General features: G+C 61.7%; 13 protein-coding genes and 1 pseudogene. 1 reads left to right on the top strand and 13 read right to left on the bottom strand.

The window, feature by feature from the left end:
* Positions 1-305: 305 nt before the first annotated feature.
* From IV498_RS06375 to IV498_RS06365, 3 genes and pseudogenes are all read right to left on the bottom strand, one after another.
* Positions 306-1030 (bottom strand): annotated as a pseudogene (locus IV498_RS06375) (IS982 family transposase).
* Between the two features lie 74 nt (positions 1031-1104).
* The gene (locus IV498_RS06370) at positions 1105-1497 is read right to left on the bottom strand and encodes a DUF2304 domain-containing protein (protein ID WP_269045729.1); all 393 of its coding nucleotides are present in this window, start codon (positions 1495-1497) and stop codon (positions 1105-1107) included.
* Positions 1498-1500: 3 nt separating this feature from the next.
* On the bottom strand, positions 1501-2166 hold the full coding sequence (locus tag IV498_RS06365; RefSeq protein WP_269045728.1) for a glycosyltransferase family 2 protein: 666 nt from the start codon (positions 2164-2166) through the stop codon (positions 1501-1503).
* 118 nt (positions 2167-2284) lie between these two features.
* Here IV498_RS06365 and IV498_RS06360 point away from each other — a divergent pair, with 118 nt between their 5' ends.
* Entirely contained in the window at positions 2285-4291 is a 2007-nt protein-coding gene (locus IV498_RS06360) for a DUF6541 family protein (RefSeq protein ID WP_269045727.1), read from the top strand.
* Between the two features lie 38 nt (positions 4292-4329).
* On the opposite strand, the gene IV498_RS06355 is transcribed toward IV498_RS06360, so the two are convergent.
* From IV498_RS06355 to IV498_RS06310, 10 genes are all read right to left on the bottom strand, one after another.
* Positions 4330-6432 carry an acyltransferase family protein gene (locus IV498_RS06355; RefSeq protein ID WP_269045726.1) on the bottom strand — a complete coding sequence of 701 codons (2103 nt, stop codon included), beginning with the start codon at positions 6430-6432 and terminating at the stop codon, positions 4330-4332.
* A gap of 3 nt (positions 6433-6435) precedes the next feature.
* Positions 6436-7170 (bottom strand): ABC transporter ATP-binding protein, encoded by a 735-nt coding sequence (locus IV498_RS06350; RefSeq protein ID WP_269045725.1) that lies wholly within the window; start codon positions 7168-7170, stop codon positions 6436-6438.
* A 1-nt stretch (position 7171) separates the two neighbouring features.
* Positions 7172-8050 (bottom strand): ABC transporter permease, encoded by an 879-nt coding sequence (locus IV498_RS06345; protein ID WP_269045724.1) that lies wholly within the window; start codon positions 8048-8050, stop codon positions 7172-7174.
* Positions 8047-10053, bottom strand: a complete 2007-nt coding sequence (locus IV498_RS06340; protein ID WP_269045723.1) for a glycosyltransferase — start codon at positions 10051-10053, stop codon at positions 8047-8049. Before IV498_RS06340 ends, IV498_RS06345 begins: the two co-directional genes overlap by 4 nt.
* Positions 10050-11234: a UDP-galactopyranose mutase gene (glf, locus tag IV498_RS06335; RefSeq protein WP_269045722.1), complete on the bottom strand. Its 1185-nt coding sequence runs from the start codon at positions 11232-11234 to the stop codon at positions 10050-10052. The genes IV498_RS06340 and glf overlap by 4 nt, the downstream gene beginning before the upstream one ends.
* Before the next feature lie 215 nt (positions 11235-11449).
* A complete protein-coding gene (locus IV498_RS06330; RefSeq protein WP_269045721.1) occupies positions 11450-12622 on the bottom strand; it encodes a glycosyltransferase in 1173 nt (390 codons plus the stop codon).
* 14 nt (positions 12623-12636) lie between these two features.
* Positions 12637-13632, bottom strand: a complete 996-nt coding sequence (locus IV498_RS06325) for a Gfo/Idh/MocA family oxidoreductase (protein ID WP_269045720.1) — start codon at positions 13630-13632, stop codon at positions 12637-12639.
* Positions 13632-14723, bottom strand: coding sequence for a DegT/DnrJ/EryC1/StrS family aminotransferase (locus tag IV498_RS06320; protein WP_269045719.1), 1092 nt, complete (start codon positions 14721-14723; stop codon positions 13632-13634). Before IV498_RS06320 ends, IV498_RS06325 begins: the two co-directional genes overlap by 1 nt.
* Positions 14720-15316 carry an acyltransferase gene (locus IV498_RS06315; RefSeq protein ID WP_269045718.1) on the bottom strand — a complete coding sequence of 199 codons (597 nt, stop codon included), beginning with the start codon at positions 15314-15316 and terminating at the stop codon, positions 14720-14722. The genes IV498_RS06320 and IV498_RS06315 overlap by 4 nt, the downstream gene beginning before the upstream one ends.
* A gap of 68 nt (positions 15317-15384) precedes the next feature.
* Complete coding sequence (locus IV498_RS06310; protein ID WP_269045717.1) at positions 15385-16674, bottom strand: nucleotide sugar dehydrogenase; 1290 nt, start codon at positions 16672-16674, stop codon at positions 15385-15387.
* Positions 16675-16995: the final 321 nt, after the last annotated feature.

Here is a 16995-nt window from a genome sequence, read left to right as displayed (position 1 = left end):
TACAATGCAGTAGCAAGGGTGTCCAGATCGGCGTCCACGCGGGCCTCCAAGTTCGGCGTTTGGGTTTGATACCGCCGATTCTGGGCACCTTTGCCTACAAAAACACCACGCCGCGCCGAGACGACCCCTTGGAATTACTCATCTAGGGAAGATCCAAGGGCAGGTTACCGAAGCGACGTCACGGCCCCGGCCTGCCCCAGGGTACGGGGCCACCGGCGCGCGCGCGTAATCCGCTGGAGGATGTGCACCAGCCACCCGCAGCCCCTGCTTGCATGGCGTGCCTAGATGATTGAGTCCGTTTTGTTTTAGTCGTCGTAGGCGATGAGTGAGCGTTTGCGGGGTTCGTTGATGCGCCGGTTGTGCCAGATGCCGACAGCGACGCGTGCGTAGACGCCGGTGAGGGTGCATCCGCCGTGTTGTTCGAGGGTGAGTTGGCCTTTGAGGGTGTCGAAGAAGGATTCGATCAATTGGCGGATGCCGCCGAAGTTGCCGAAGCGGAGTTGTTCATCTTTGCGGTCGGCTCGGATCAGGGTGGCACCGAGGTCTTTGGTGATGAATGCTTCGAAGTCACGGCCGGCGAAGCCTTTGTCGCCGAGGATGACTTGTCCTTCGTGGATGAGGTGGTGGTCGTGTTCAAGGAGGGCTTGGGTGACTTCCCGTTCGCCGATTTTGGGGTTCGCGAGTCCCCAGATTACTGGCATTCCTTCGGGGGTGCTGATGAGGTAGAGCCTGAATCCCCAGAAGTAGCGGGAGTGGGAGGCGCAGTAACCGTAGCCTGCGTGGCCGCAGAGATCGGAGCGTTTGACGGTTTCCCTGGATTGGCCGCAGGGGACCGGGGTGGAGTCGAGTAATCGTAGGTCCTCGTTCCAGGAGGGGATGTCGCGGGCTAGTGCGGTCACAACGGCTCCGCGTCGCTCAGGGCTGGTTTCCTGCCGCGGATCCGGGTGTGGGACCATCCCAACCCCGGCAGGACATGGTCATCCAAATAGACGTAAAGTGTGGTCAGGAGGGTGTTTAGTTCTGTCTTCACAAACAGGGTTTAACACCCTCCGCCTTCGATTAAAAGCGCCCACGCGGCACGCCTTCCAAACCGGACTCACTCATCTAGAGGTTATTTCGCTCCGGTTCTTTCCGGCTCTCGTCCGCCGGCAGCTCCTCGGACCAGGGGCGCGGAGATTCGTCGAGGGCGATCCGCCGGGACAGCTTTGTCAGCGAAATTTCCGTGTGGCGGAAGCGCTGGTAAGTCGTTGACATGAAAACGAGGAACGAGACGATAAGCGCATAAAGGACGAGGTCGGTGCCGCGGCCCACGCCGAAAGCTCTCGCGACCCTGGTCAGTGATTCGGGAAAAAAGATCGACAGGGCGGCAGCTACAGCGAAGACCATCAGCATAATGCGGCGGACGGCCAGATGCCGGGCGTTCGAACCGCCACGCATCAGCACGAGCGAGATGAGTATGACAGCAATGACAAGGAGAATCTGGATAACTATTAGCACGTTTTACCTAAAGAAGAGTTCTGCCAGGATGTTGACGGCATTCAGCAGGGACTGGCCCTTCGATTTTGAATAGTCCGTATAAATGATCTCCACCGGGTGCTCCACCCAAACCGGCTTGATTCGCGCCAGCTGATGCACAAGCTCCGAGGCGTGGGCCATTCTGTTCTGCGTCAGTTGGATCTTCCCGGCCAGCTCGGCGTTAAACGCCCGGAGCCCATTATGAGCATCCGTCAGCGCCATGCCCGTGGCGAGGCGCGACTGTGCGGCAGCCGTCCTGAGCACCAGACGTTTGGCAGGAGACAGTTTGGTCCGGTGGTCCAGGAACCGGGATCCGAGGACTATCTCTGCTTCACCGGAAAGCACCCGTGCCGCCATGGCCTGGGCATCCTCCACTCGGTGCTGTCCGTCGGCGTCGAAGGTCACAATGCACTCAAGCTCGGGGTCCTGCAGAGCATATTCAATGCCCGTCTGGAGGCCTGCACCTTGGCCCAAATTAATGGGATGCTGGACGACGACGGCGCCGGCCCGTCGGGCTACTCCTTGGGAACCGTCCGAGCTGCCATCGTCCACGCAGACAATGTGCGGAAAAACCGGCAGCAATCCTTCGATGACCGAACCGACAACGGAAGCCTCGTTGTACATCGGTATGACAATCCAGGTTCGACTCACCCGACAAGTATCCCATAGGACGACGGTCACCCGAGAGCGACGGCATGGCCTGCATTTGGCTCCAGGACTCTCTAGTATCCTGAGTCAACATGGGAATCGCACAAGAGGTCGAGAATTTATGACGTGGTCACAAACGGCCCCCGCTCTCATAGTCAGCGTTATGGTCATCTTTGTGCCCGGGGCGATTTTGGCCAGGGCCTGCGGCGCACGGGGGCTGGCCTGGGCGGCGACTGCGGCACCTCTTACCGTTTCCCTCGTTTCGGTGGGCGCCATTGCGGCTCAATTGGTGCACGTGCGATGGTCGATCGCTGCGCTGACCGTCTTGACGCTCGGCACCAGCACCGTGGCCGCAGTTCTCCGAATCCTTTGGCTGCGCCGCCCTGGACACGGTTCAACGGCGGCTGGCGGGCGCGGGAGGACCCAGCCATGGCTTCCCCGATGGGAATGGCCGTCGTACTATATGACGCTCAGTTTCCTGGTGGGATTGGCAATCCCGGCGGGAATTATCCTGATCCGGTTTGCCCATATTTTCGGTTCACCGGACGCACTTTCCCAAACTTACGACAACGTCTTCCATCTCAATGCCGTTCGGTTCATATTGGACACCGGCCACGGCTCGTCCCTAACTCTGGGCAGCCTCGATGCGGCGGGGGGTGCCTCCTTCTATCCGGGAGCATGGCACGACCTGGTCGCGCTCGTGGTGCAGGCCACGTCCATCCCGATTCCTGTGGGAGTCAACATCTCGAACATCGTGATGGCAGCCCTGGTCTGGCCCATCGGTGCGATGTATCTGACCAGCCGAATTATTGGGTGCCGGCCGACGACCCTGCTGCTGACCGGTGCCTTAGCCGCCGGCTTCAGTTCATTTCCCTATCTCATGATCGATTTCGGGGTTTTGTTCCCCAATCTGCTCGCGATAGCCCTGCTGCCAACATCGTTGGCTCTGGTAGCCGACATTTTGGGGCTTTCTGTCCTTCCACGGTCCGGAGCTCTGACGGCGTTGATCCTGCTGGCCGTCATCTCCCCCGGCGTTGCCCTCGCCCATCCAAGCGTTCTGATGGCTCTGCTGGCCCTGTCGATTCCTTTGGCCATCAGCTGGCTCTGCCGCCGGATAGCTGTCATTCACCGGGCCGGTTCCTCGGCAATCAGATACATACCGGCTGTCGTGCTCGTCGTGGTATACCTCAGCGTCGTCGTCGTGCTGTGGAACAAGATCCGGCCAACCGCCAAGGCATCCTTTTGGCCGCCAACGCAGAGCGTTGCCCAGGCCCTGGGGGAAGCTGTGACGAGTGCCCCGGAAGGCCGCCCCGTACCATGGGCGATTTTCGTGCTCACCGTCATCGGCATCGCGGTCCTGTTGGCCCGCAGGAAGTCCGGTTGGATGCTGGGTGCTTTTGCGCTCTGCTGCCTGTTCTACATTGCCGTGACCAGCTTCCCGAAGGGAGCCTGGCGTTCCTTCCTCGGCGGAGTCTGGTACAACGACGGCAACCGCTTGGCCGCGCTGCTGCCCGTTCTGGCCCTGCCGCTGGCCGCCGCCGGAGGTGCCTGGCTGCTGGACAAACTGCAGGCGGCTGTGAATCGACGCCGAGCTGCCGCAGTTACCGCACTTCGGCCTTCCGGCCGTATCATCCTCGACGCAGCAGCCGCCCTGTTGCTGGCCATCCTTGTGCAGGGGGCGTCGGTGGGTATGGCCCAGAGCCAAGCCGCAGGCCCCTACCGGCTGTCCCCCCGGTCCCCGCTGCTGACCTCGGATGAGGAGACATTGCTGTCCCGAGCCGACAAAGACGTCCCGCCCGGCGCCGTCGTCATCGGCAATCCTGCCACCGGGACCGCACTCGTCTATGCCTTGGCCAATCGACAGGCGATGCTTCCGGCAATCGGCTCCTCTGAATCCGCGCCCGAAGCAATCATCGCCAGGAAATTGAACCAGGCCAGCACCGACCCAGCGGTCTGCCCTGCCGTTCGGAAGCTGAACAGCATGTATGTGCTGGACTTTGGCGAGCAGGAGGTCAATAAAGGCCACCATCCGTTCCCCGGACTGACCAATCTTTCGACAGCGCAGGGGTTCCAGCTTATTGATTCGCAGGGCGAGGCTCGACTGTATCGCGTGACAGCCTGCGGCTAGGCCGCCGGGCAGCACCAGCCGCGCAAGCCGCGTCCGATCTACCAGTCCAAGGCGGCCTCAAGCGGACGCGCAAGAGTCTCAGCGAACGTATTGGTCATGTGGTTGTCCCGATACACCAGCACGTTCCCGATCACTGCTGGACAGGCAACGTCGTGACAGAAGTAATTCCAAAAGTCCACGGTTTTAACTCCGGGAACCTTATCCGCGGCCTGCTGCAGAGCGTCCGGAGGACGCTGGGCCGGTGCGACGGCGCATTGCTGCGATCCTGTTCCCTTCATCGCGACGCAGTCCGGCACCGAAAAGGGAGGATACGGCAGGTCGAGGATCACCTCGACCTTGATTCCAGCGGCCACCAGGGGCCGCAGCATTGACACATACCCGTCCACCAGGTTTCGTTCGTGCTTCCAACTCCAATGCAGCGCCTGCTCATAGCCGTACGCTGTCATTCCCGAAACCACGACCATCCCCGGTCGCTCCTGCAGGATCCGGCGGAGAGAGTCCTCGTTCTGTTTGGAACAGTTCGTGTAGACGGTTGTAGCCGATGCCGGTGGCACTGCAGAGAACGGGCACCCGTTGCGCACCATGGCGTGAATCTTCCAGCCGGTGGCGCGGCCTATCGCGGCCAGTGGATCCAGGTATTGGCCGGCATGCGAGTCGCCAATCAGGACGGCGGTTTTATCCGCGGCGAGGTCACCGTAGTAGCACTGGCCCTCCCCCATCACTGCGGGATCGTAAACGTTGCATTTATCCCGCTGCGTCATCGGCCGATCCTTGCCGGCCACGCCTGGATCAGGTTTGACCGGCAATCCTGGCGGCACCGCCGCCGGGTCCCTTAGCCCAAAGGCAAGCGCGCCAGGATAGTTCGCGCTGTCCGCTTCGGCGCCCAGCTGATCGGCTTTCGCCTGGACGAGCACCCAGGGCCCGGCGGCAACCAGCAGGGAGCTTGCGACCAGGGTTGCAGCGAGCAGGTAGGCCCGTCCCGAGTGCACCACTGGCAGAGACCGGCGACCGCGGGATTGTTGCAGAACCTTGCCATACCGGAAACGTTGCTCCACGAACCGGTAGGACAGAATGGCAAGGCCGATACTGACCGCCACAAGGACGGCGCCTTCGACGAGTCTCGGCGCCTTCCCGCTCCGGAACACGTAAAACACAATCAGCGGCCAGTGCCACAGGTAAAGGGAGTAGGAAATATCCCCCAGGTACGCCACAGGCCGAACACTGAGCACGTCGGATAGGAACACCCACCCCGTCCCGGTCCCCGCGCCGCTCCCCGTCCCGGTCCGTGAGACCGACCCGGACCACAGAATAAGCACGGCCCCGAGCACCGGCACCACCGCCACGTATCCCGGAAATGCCATTTGAGTGGAATACGTGACTCCTGATGCCAGAATGAGAGCCAGTCCGAGCCATCCCGCACAGAACACACCCAGCACACAGCGGACCTTCAGACGCGGGAGAAGCAGGGCCGCAATCCCGCCAGCTCCCAGCTCCCAGATCCTCGTGCTGGTGGCAAAGTACGCGATGTCGTGGCTGCTGGCCGAAAAAACAGTCGAATGCCACAGCGACGCCGCGCTGAGGAGAATCAGCAGCCACAGGCACAATTGGTCCCGCCGCAATTGAAGGATCCGCCGGCAGGCCGCCGCTCCCAACAGCAGCAAGGGAATGACGATGTAGAACTGCTCCTCAACAGCCAAGGACCAGTAGTGCTGGAACGGCGATACCAGCTCGGTCGCCGCGGCGTAGCTGTTAGAACTGAACGCCTGATTCCAGTTCTGCATCTGCAGCGCGGACATGATCAGGTCGCGGCAGATCCCCTGCCAGCGTCCCTGCGGCAGCAGCAGGACTGTGCCGGCCATCGTGGCCAGCAGAACCAGTGTGGCCGCCGGCAGAAGCCGGCGGATCCGGCGGGCATAGAAGGCCGCGAGGTTAATTCGGTGGCTGCTGGTCACTTCGCGCACCAAGGATCCAACGATCAGGAATCCTGAGATCACGAAAAATACATCGACTCCAACGAATCCGCCGGGCACAGTGGAGGGGAAGAGGTGGTAACCGATCACCATGCCGACGGCGAGGGTCCGGAGTCCCTGAATATCGCGCCGCCGCCCATGGCCCGGACCCGACGCCAAAGCGGTGGGCATCGGCTAAACGGCGGCGCTGCGCAGTCTCGCGACGGCGTCGTCAATGCTGCCGTCGAAGGTCACGCTTCCGTGGTCCAGGAGTACCCCACGTTCACAGATCTTCGCAACCACATCGAGATCATGGCTGACCACCACCAGTGTCTTGCCCGCCGCCGCCAATTCCTTGATCTTCAGGATGCACTTCTTTTGGAACGGCTCGTCCCCCACGGCAAGGATTTCGTCCACCAGAAAAACGTCCGGGTCGGTGTGGACGGCCACCGCGAAAGCCAGCCGGAGATACATCCCGGAGGAGTAGAACTTGACCTCGGTATCGATGAAGTGACCGATCTCCGCAAAGTCCACAATGGAAGCAAAGCGGTTGTTGATCTGCGCTTCCGTCATCCCCAGGATGGCGCCGTTGAGATAGACGTTTTCCCTGCCGGACAAATCCTGATGGAATCCGGCACCCACCTCGATCAGGCCCGCCACGCGACCGCGGGTGCGCACGGACCCACTGTCCGGCAGCATCACCCCGGAAATATGCTTGAGCAGCGTCGACTTGCCGGAGCCGTTGAAACCGAGCAGGGCAACGGTTTCGCCCTGGCGCACCTCCAGGCAGACATCCCGGAGGGCGTGGAACTTTTCCGACAGGTCACCCTTGCGGCCCTTGATCAACCAGATAAACGCTTCTTTAATGGAGCGGGTGTGTCGCAGGACGAACTGCTTATTGACGTTTGTGACCTCAATCGCTGTGGGCATGTTAGAGCTCCTGAGCAAAGCGACCCTCCAGACGGCGGAACGTCAGCTGCCCCAGGACCAGGACGGCGATCGAGACCAGCAAGGCGATCGGAATCCAGAAGCTGAGCAGATGCGGCGGAATCCCGGCGGATCCATCAGTCGTCGGAAGCCAAAACGCAAAGTGGAAAGCCTCCACGCCCACGGTGAGGGGATTTACCTGGTAGAGCGTGTACCAGGCGTTCCCCAGCTTTTCCTGAACCATCGTGAAGGAATACATCACCGGTGAGGCCCAGGTGGCAATCATCAGCAACATGTCGACGAAGTTTTCCGAGTCGCGGAAATACACGTTGGCCGCGCCGAAGAGGAGTCCAAGCCCGGTGGCCAGCAGCGCGACAATAACAAATCCCGCACCGGCGGACGCCAACTGCAGGAGGGTCGGGTGCCAGCCGGTCAGGAAGCAGGCCAAGACCAGAATGACCAGCTGCGGGAAAAAATGTACGGCTGAAACCCAGACGGACGCCACCGGAAACAGTTCGCGTGGCAGGTAAATCTTCTTGATCAGCCCGCCGTTGCCGACGATCGAGCGCGCCGCATTCCCCAGCGACTCGGTAAAGAAGTTGATCAGCACAATCCCGGAAAACAGGTACACGGCGTAGTTCGGCAGGCCGCCCTTATTGGTGGGGCTCTGCTCCAGGCCCAGGAACACGCCCAAGGCCACGTAAAACACCACGAACTGCACGCCGGGTTTCACATAGGACCAGAGCAGTCCCAGTACCGATCCCCGGTACCTGACCTTCAGTTCCTTGCGCACCAGCAGCTTGAGCAGGAACCGCGCCCGAACCACGTCTCCAAGTCCGCCGCCGAGCCCCGGCCGGATCAGCGCCGGCGCACCGGTACTCATGGTTTCGTGTTCTCCGTGCCGGCCTCGAAAGTTTTCTTCCATGCCTCGAAGGAGGTGATCTCGGGAAGCGCGGCCTTGTACCGTGCACTCAGCTTCGGCCAGTCCTTCAGCAGCAATGCGTGCAGCCTGGCGCTTTCGGTCAGCATCTCGCGCAGTTGTTTTGGATCGCGCTGGTACCACGAGGATCCGGTCCCCTCCGCATTCGAGACGACAGCACTGTCGTACTGCGACATGCGCCACCACCGGTTGTCCTGATGGGCAACGTTGGCCTGCGGCCGTTCCAGGGACGACGACGGGACCGACTTCAGCAGCTGGCGCGCCATGGTCTTCGCGGCCCAGGGCAGGAGACTGAGTTTGGACGGCTGGCGCACACCATGGCCGTGCCGCGGCGGTTTATCCATTTTCGGCGATGGGTAGGCGTCCGGATCTGTCGCAATCACCGAGTCAGGGTAACGCTTCATCATCGCCCGGATCTGCGGGAGCTTCGTCGGCAGCAGTTCATGCAGGTGCTCCGGACCACGCAGCAGGTCTTTGAGCGCCATATTCCGGCCTTGGACCGTCGCGTACTGCATCGAAAACAGATGCTTAATGTCGTAGTAGTTGGATTCCCGCACCACCCGGCCGCCATGTTCATAGGGGCTGTGAACCAGAGCCGCGATAATCCGGTTCCGCGCATGGAAGTAAGCCTGCCAGCCAACCAGATCATCCTTGTCGATCCAGGACACGTGCCAGACGGCGGCACCGGGCATCGACACGGTGGGATATCCGTTTTCCTTGGCGCGCAGACCGTACTCGGCGTCATCCCACTTAATGAAGATGGGCAGCGACAGGCCAATCTCGCGGATGATCTTGGTCGGGATAAGGCACATCCACCAGCCGTTGTAGTCCACGTCGCAGCGCCGGTGCAGCCACCCCGTCTGGCGCAGATTCGAGCGGCTGAAATCGTGGCCGAGGATCATGTCCTCAGATGGCAACGACGGCTGGAAGCGGTAGGGATTCACCACTTCGCCGAAAGTGTGCAGCACGGTGCGGTTGTACAAATCGAACATATGACCGCCGACGATCGTCGGTGTCTTGCACAGGTCCGCGAACGTCAGCAGCCGAACGATGCTTTCGGGTTCGACGACGACGTCGTCGTCCAGCAGCAGGGCATAGTCGCTGCCGTTCTCCACGGCTTCGTACATACCCCGGGAGAATCCGCCCGAACCACCGAGGTTGGCCTGCTCAATGATGCGCAGCTTGCCCCCCAGAGACGCCTCAACCTCCGCGAATCCGTCTGCATCCGAAACCTTCTCGGTGCCCTGATCCACCAGCAGAATTTCGGCGATGTTGGCCAAGGCTTCGGGATGGTCCGCCAGGATCTGCAGGTTGTTGAGGCAGAAATCAGTCTTATTCAGCGTGGTGATTTCAAGCGTGACCGAACCCAGGCCCGGATCCTCGCCCTCGCTTTGCCACTGAGCCTGATTGAGCACCAGCCCGTTCGATCCGGCCAGCAGGTCAAACCAGTACCAGCCGCCGTCACCGAACGGCTTCAGGGTCAGGTCGAAGACCGACGTCGTCGAACCTTGCACCCGTTGGGTGTCAACACGCTGCAGCGATCCGCGCGCATTGGACTTGTAAACAATGACCGTTCCCGAGCCGGTGGTGCGCACGGACAGCCGGACGTTCTCAACCGACGTCCAGCGCCGCCAGTAGCTGGCCGGAAAGGCATTGAAATACGTTCCAAAGGAGACGCGCTCCCCCGCTCGAATGGAAGTGGAGCGCCGAGAGAGGAAGTCCTCTACATGCACTTCAGGATTCACGCTGTTGACCGCCTCAGGACGCGGCTCCGAGGATTCGCTGCCTCCGGTGGAGAGCTGAACGCCTGTTGCACTTCCCGTATCCAGGTACAGCGGAACCGTATCCATCTGGCTCTGACTTGGAAGAATGACCCGCTGCAGCGTGCGCCAGCTCCCTGTTGTTTCGGATGTCACGGCGTCCTCGGACTTCGTCGCTGTGCTCATGCGTCCACTCCTCCGCTTTCCAGCTGGGCTCCGCCGGTAAAATGCGGCTTGATCTTGTTCTCGAACATGTTCAGAGCCGAACCAATGGCCATGTGCATATCCAAATATTTGTAAGTCCCCAAACGGCCACCGAAGAGGACCGACTTTTCATCCTTCGCCAGATCCCGGTAAGCCAGCAGCTTGGCGCGGTCATCGGCGGTGTTCACCGGGTAGTAGGGTTCGTCGCCCTGCTCGGCGAACCGGGAGAACTCACGCATGATGACTGTGGCATCCTTCGTGTACTCCCGCTCCGGATGGAAGTGCCGGAATTCGTGAATCCGGGTGTACGGAACTGAATCGTCCGGATAGTTCATCACGGCGCAGCCCTGGAAGTCCTCGATCGGCAGAACCTCCTGTTCCAGGTCAATGGTGCGCCAGGACAGGTCGCCCTCGGCATAGTCGAAGTAACGGTCCACGGCGCCGGTGTAGATCACCGGCACTTGGCCGGACACCGCTGAGCGGCCATACTCGCCGTCGTCGAAAAAGTCCGTATTAAGGAAGACCTCGATGTTGGGGTGGTCCGCCATCCGCTCGATCCACGCCGTATAGCCGTCCACCGGCAGGCCCTCGTGAGTGTCATTGAAGTACCGGTTGTCATAGTTGTAGCGAACAGGCAGCCGGGAAATGATTTCCGCCGGCAGGTCCTTGGGATCCGTCTGCCACTGCTTGCCGGTGTAGTGCTTGATGAAGGCCTCGTAAAGCGGCCGGCCAATGAGCTGGATGCCCTTGTCGTTCAGGTTCTGCGGGTCCGTGCCGGCCAGCTCACCGGCCTGCTCCTGGATCAGCGTACGGGCCTCCGCGGGGCCCATGGAGGCCCGGAAGAACTGGTTGATGGTGCCGAGGTTGATCGGCATTTGGTAAACCTCACCGTTGTGACTGGTGTAGACCTTGTGCTGATAGTTGGTGAACTGCGTGAAGCGGTTGACGTACTCCCAGACCCGCTCATTGGAGGTATGGAAGAGGTGGGCGCCATACCGGTGCACCTCGATGCCGGTCTGAGCCTCATTCTCGCTGTAAGCGTTGCCGCCAATGTGATGACGGCGGTCCAGCACGGCCACCTTCAGCCCCAGCTCTTTGGCGGCGCGTTCCGCGATGGTCAGGCCAAAAAAACCCGAACCGACGACGACGAGATCAGCGTTCACAAACTCTCCTGTGCTCTTGGAAGGCAGCCCAAAAGGCCCCGGTCTGCCGGATCAAGAATACCCGAGAATGGGCTTGCCCCCCGCATCTGTCCGTGCAGCGGCCCTTGCATCCGCACCAAAATCACAGCATCCGGGCGGTTGCGGCATGGCAGCGCGTGCCCCCACGGTTCATCCGTCGCCAGGTCAGATGAACCGAACCCCAGCCGGAAGGAACGCTAGGCTTCCGGGCATCCCAGCGCCGATTCCCGCCCCAAAAGATCATAGATTTTTCCAGCAGCAACAGTGCCCACCCGGTGCAGGGAATGGTGCCGCTCAACCCAAGCAGCAAGCTCCCGCCGTCGTTCGACACTCGGTTCACCGCTGATTGCCTCCCTCATAGCGCCGGCAACAGAGTCCGGGTCCCAATCGCACGTCCATCCCAAGCGGTGATCCTCCACGAGTTGGCGCATGGGTCCTACTCCGGAATAGATGGCGGGAGCACCGGCGGCTAGACCCGCCAGGGACTTCGTTGCGAAGGCAAAGTCGTACCCCTTGCCTGGACGGACAGACGCCAGATTGGCAACGGCCCCACGTAACCAGACCGCGACGTCCGGCCCGGGAGCCGGTGGCAGGAAAACGATTTGCGGGCCGGCGGCAAACGCCCGCTGTTTCAAAGCTTCCAGTTCGACACCCTGGCCGAACATGAATAACCGCACGTCTGGGTACTCGCCGGCGATTGAGACGAAGGCATCAACGAAGACACCTGCCCCCTGAATTTCCGACATCGTCCCTGCGTAGATGAAATAGCGGCCTTGACCCGTTTTATGTTCGCCGTCAGGTGTAAAAACCGATGTGTCTACCCCCGTGCCAACGACGTGGACCTTGATTCCGTTTCCGGCCAAGGCCAAAACTTCGGACTTAACCCCGTCCGATACGGCCAAAATGCCTGCGGCAGAACGCAGGACAAAACGCTCGAGGGCTGTAAGGATCTTTAAGCCGATACCGCCCAGCCCAATCCCCTTAGCCGCCGATGAAGAGACATCGGCCGAAAAGTAGACATAAGGAATGCGTCGCAACCAGCAGACTGCACTTGTCACTATGCCGCTGGTTGGTGGCGGTTCTACAACAATGACGTCGGCCCTTCCGGCCAACAGCAGCCGAAAGAAAAGCGGAATATCGAAGCTGAGGTATTGAAGGTAGCCGCGGACATTTCCGCCGCTGTCGCGCAACACGGGCCAGCGCGACACCCGATACTCGGAGGCAAAGGCCTGTGATCCTGCGGGCGGTCGAGTGGTGATCACGCGAACGTCGGCGCCCGCCTTAATCAACCCTTCAACCAGGGCCTGCAGCCGGAACGCGGCCGCGCCCACCTCCGGCGTAAAGAGCCGTGTCGCTACGATGACTTTCACTGGGGCAGGCGCCGTCACGAAGCTGCTATCCTCACCATCTGTCCGGAGTTGGCGGACTCCAGGACTGCTTCCGCGACCACGATGGTGTCCAGTCCCTCCTTCATCGTTACCACGTCATTGCGGATGCCGAGCACGGCGTCCCGGAAAGCTTCATGCTCGGTCCGCAGCGGCTCCGGCTTGGCGATGGCGAGTCGGGTCACGTTGCCCTCGGACACGCCACGGAACGCAGCCATGGACTCCCATTGGGCGGCAATCGTGCCGTTTTCGTAGAACGTGAGGTCGGCCGTGACGGTGTCCGCCACAAAGGCTCCCTTCTCCCCCGTCACCACTGTCAGCCGTTCCTTCATCGGGGAGAGCCAGTTCACCAGGTGGTTGGTGATGACTCCGTTGACCAGCTGGCCCGTTGCCGCCACCATGTCCTCATGCGGGCGGCCGCTGCGGGTCGTGGTCCGGGCGAATATCGATTCGAAGCTGCTTTGCGCCAACCAGGCCGTCAGATCGATATCGTGCGTGCCGAGGTCCTTCACGACTCCAACGTCGGCAATGCGGGCCGGAAAGGGGCCCTGCCGCCGGGTGGCGATCTGGTAGACCTCACCCAGCTCTCCGGACTCGATCCGCCGGCGCAGCGACTGCAGAGCAGGGTTGAAGCGCTCTATGTGTCCGACGGCGCCCACGAGGCCCTGAGCTTCGAAGGCGTCGACAAGGCGCTGGCCGGCAGCTGCATTACTGGCGATGGGCTTTTCAACCAGCGTGTGAACGCCGGCTTCCGCCAGCGCCAGTCCGACTTCCTCGTGCATTCCAGTTGGCACGGCGGCGACGGCCATGTCCAATCCGGCGTCGATCAGCTCGCCGACCGAGGACCGAAGCCGAAGGTCGCGGGCAACCCCGTGCGGATCGCCGTTGGCGTCCGCTACGGCGACGAGCTCAACACCGTCCAGCTCGCGGATCACCCGCGCATGATGTCGGCCCATCATGCCCAAGCCGATGAGTCCCACGCGTAGGGCGGCCATCAGGAGCCGGCCTTGGCCAGCGTATTGACGGCATCGACTATGCGTTCCAAGTCCGCCTGGCTTAGGGACGGATGCACCGGCAGCGACAGCACTTCCCGGGCTGCGGTTTCGGTGTTGGGCAGATCCTCCGTGCGGTTGAAGGAGGGCAGCCGGTGGTTCGGGACGGGGTAGTAGACCCCGGATCCGATGTTGTATTCCGCCCGAAGTGCCTTGGCCAGGCCATCCCGGTCCTCGGATACACGGATTGTGTACTGGTGATAGACATGCACAGCGCCGGCGCCCACTTTGGGTGTGCCGACGCCGGCCAAGTTCTCGGTGAGGAAGCTGGCGTTGGCCTGACGCTGCGCGGTCCACCCCAGCACCTTGGTCAACTGGACGCGGCCGATGGCGGCGTGCAGATCCGTCATCCGGGCATTAAATCCGATCAGCTCATTTTCGTACTGTTTTTCCATGCCCTGGTTCCGCAGCAGGCGCAGGTTGCGCTCGACTGCCGCGTCCGAGGTGGAGACCATGCCACCCTCGCCGGAGGTCATGTTCTTGGTTGGGTAGAGGCTGAACATGGCAAAGGTGCCGAAGGTACCGACCTTTTGGCCGTTCACGCTGGCCCCATGCGCTTGGGCTGCGTCCTCATAGAGGTCGAGGCCGCGGTCCGCTGCCAGTTTTCCCAACCCTTCAACGTCGAAGGGGTGGCCGTAAAGGTGCACCGGCATAATGCCCTTGGTCTGCTCTGTAATCAGCGACTCGACGTGCGCAACGTCCAGGGCATAGTGATCGAGCTCGATATCGGCAAAGACGGGGGTGGCACCGGTGAGCGCAACCGAGTTGCCGGTTGCCGCGAAGGTGAAGGACGGAACGATGACCTCATCACCTGGGCCCACGCCGGCTGCAAGGAGCCCGAGGTGCAGCCCCGAAGTTCCTGAGTTCACCGCCACAGCTGCGCGTCCGTCGAGCAGCACCTCGGAAAACTCGCGCTCAAAGTCCGCTACCTGCTGGCCCTGCGCAAGCATGCCGCTGGCCAGGACGGCGTCAACGGCGGCGCGCTCCTCGTCCCCGATGATCGGCTTGGCTGCGGGAATGAAATCCTGGCTCATGCGTTTTCCTCTGCCTCTTTCAGGGAATTTCCCTCTTCAATATATTTATCGCCCGTTGCCGGGCAAGTCCAAAAATCGCCTTCAGCGCGCAGCGGATGACCGGCCTTACCGACCCATCCGATCCGCCGGGCCGGGACACCGGCCACCAAGGCGAACGGCGGAACGTCTTTGGTTACGACGGCTCCCGCCGCGACTGTCGCCCAGCGTCCGATGGTCACTGGAGCCACGCAAACGGCGCGGGCGCCGATCGAGGCTCCATCGCACACCGTAACGCCAACCGGAACCCAGTCGTGGGCGCTTTTGAGTGTGCCGTCCGGGCTGACCGAGCGCGGGTAGGTGTCGTTGGTCAACACCACGGCCGGTCCAATAAAAACGCCGTCGCCCAGCCGTGCCGGTTCATAGACGAGGGCATAGTTCTGGATTTTGGTGTTCTTCCCGATCTGCACGCCCGTTCCGACGTATGCACCTCGGCCCACGATGCAGTTCTCGCCGAGACTTGCGTCTTCGCGCACCTGGGCCAAGTGCCAGACTTTCGTTCCCAGACCAAGGGTCGCCTGTTCAGAGACGTCCGCGCTGGCGGCGACGTTGCTCATGGTGTGCTCCTCTTCAGAAAAACGGTTGAACCGGGCAGCCCGGCAGGGTCCGCGGCCATCGTGCCAGTTTAGGCTTTGCCGATAACCCGGTAGCCCACACCTGGCCACTGATCCGCACTGCTGATCCGGCGTCCGTCTCTGAAGTACTTCACCCCGGGCAGGTTCGCGGGACGGAGTTCACGATATTCCGCATGGTCTGCCTGGACGACGGCGGCATCCACCGGTTCACCCATATGGTAAGGCTCGAAACCGAACCCGGCCAGTTCGGCATCCGAGTAGAGCGGGTCATGGACCAGCGCGCTGGCTCCGCGTGCGGTCAGCGCCGCGACAGCATCGAAAACGCCAGAGAAAGCGGTCTCCTTGACCCCGCCACGATAGGAGGCCCCCAGGACCACAACGCGCGCACCCGTCAGATCGCCGTAGGCGCCCTCAAGCAAACCCACGGTGTAATCGGGCATCGCCGCGTTGGCTTCCCTGGCGGCCCGCACCACTGTGGCGCTGGGATCGTTCCAGAGGTAGAGCCGCGGGTAGACCGGGATGCAGTGCCCACCCACAGCGATACCGGGCTGGTGGATGTGGCTGTACGGCTGGGAGTTGGAAGCCTCTATCACCTGGTAAATGTCGATGCCCACGGTGGCGGCAAACCGGGCGAATTGGTTGGCCAGACCGATGTTCACGTCCCGGTAGGTGGTCTCGGCGAGTTTCGCCAATTCTGCGGCCTCCACCGAGCCGAGGTCCCAAACACCGTTGGGCCGCTTCAAGTCCGGGCGTTCGTCGAAGTCAAGCACCGCCTCGTAGAATTCCACACCCCGTGCGGCTCCTGCCTCGGACAGTCCGCCCACCAACTTCGGGTATTTGCGCAGATCCGCGAACACACGGCCGGTCAGAACCCGCTCAGGAGAAAACACCAGGTGAAAGTCTTCGCCCTCGCGCAGGCCGGAGCCCGCTTCCAAAGCCGGCTTCCACCGTGTGCGTGTCGTACCGACCGGCAGTGTGGTTTCGTAGGAAACCAGTGTCCCCGGCGTCAGATGTCTGGCCAGCTCCGCGGTGGCCGCATCCATCCAGCCGAAGTCCGGTTTTGCCTGCGCATCCACAAACAGCGGAACTACCAGCACCACCGCGTCCGCATCCGGAACGGCGTCAGCATAGTCCGTCGTCGCGCGCAGCCGCCCGGACGGAATGAGAGCCGAGAGCTGATCCTGCAGCCCCGCCTCACCGGGAAACGGTTCCTTGGCAGCGTTGACCAGATCCACGGTCTGGGCATTCACGTCCACGCCGACGACATCATGGCCCTTGGCGGCGAACTGGACGGCGAGCGGCAGGCCAATCTTTCCGAGGGCAATTACGGCGATCTTCACAGATTCTGTCCTTTATCTCAGATAAAAAGCGGGTCACCACATAATTCAAATGACGCTGATTCTCAACCAAGCGTACCGAGGTTTCCGGGTACTCCATGTCATTCACGCAGTGTCAGGAAAGGGTCGTGGCGGAGTTCACGTGGACACAAACACGTTGGTCCGCCATGCAACGCTTGCGGGCTGGGAGTTAATTCGTGCACCAGACGTCTCCTCCTCACCTGTGGGTCAATGACCGCGGGGCCTCCACAGGAAGCGGTCTACCCTCCCTCCGGCGGCGCGGAGGCAGCTACGATTTATCAGCATTGGAGCGGCGACCGCGGA

Source organism: Paenarthrobacter sp. Z7-10 (genome assembly GCF_026932795.1).
In the GTDB taxonomy this organism is placed as follows: Bacteria; Actinomycetota; Actinomycetes; order Actinomycetales; family Micrococcaceae; genus Arthrobacter_M.
The sequence above is the reverse complement of the archived record's forward strand: the minus strand, read 5'-3'. Positions and strand labels throughout refer to the sequence as shown.

Bases quoted from the DNA above. Each gene is read 5' to 3' on its own strand.
- IV498_RS06325 (WP_269045720.1), bottom strand. From the start codon at position 13,632: ATGGCCGCCCTACGCGTGGGACTCATCGGCTTGGGCATGATGGGCCGA.
- IV498_RS06315 (WP_269045718.1), bottom strand. From the start codon at position 15,316: ATGAGCAACGTCGCCGCCAGCGCGGACGTCTCTGAACAGGCGACCCTT.
- IV498_RS06345 (WP_269045724.1), bottom strand. From the start codon at position 8,050: ATGAGTACCGGTGCGCCGGCGCTGATCCGGCCGGGGCTCGGCGGCGGA.
- IV498_RS06360 (WP_269045727.1), top strand. From the start codon at position 2,285: ATGACGTGGTCACAAACGGCCCCCGCTCTCATAGTCAGCGTTATGGTC.
- IV498_RS06350 (WP_269045725.1), bottom strand. From the start codon at position 7,170: ATGCCCACAGCGATTGAGGTCACAAACGTCAATAAGCAGTTCGTCCTG.
- IV498_RS06340 (WP_269045723.1), bottom strand. From the start codon at position 10,053: ATGAGCACAGCGACGAAGTCCGAGGACGCCGTGACATCCGAAACAACA.
- IV498_RS06355 (WP_269045726.1), bottom strand. From the start codon at position 6,432: ATGCCCACCGCTTTGGCGTCGGGTCCGGGCCATGGGCGGCGGCGCGAT.
- IV498_RS06320 (WP_269045719.1), bottom strand. From the start codon at position 14,723: ATGAGCCAGGATTTCATTCCCGCAGCCAAGCCGATCATCGGGGACGAG.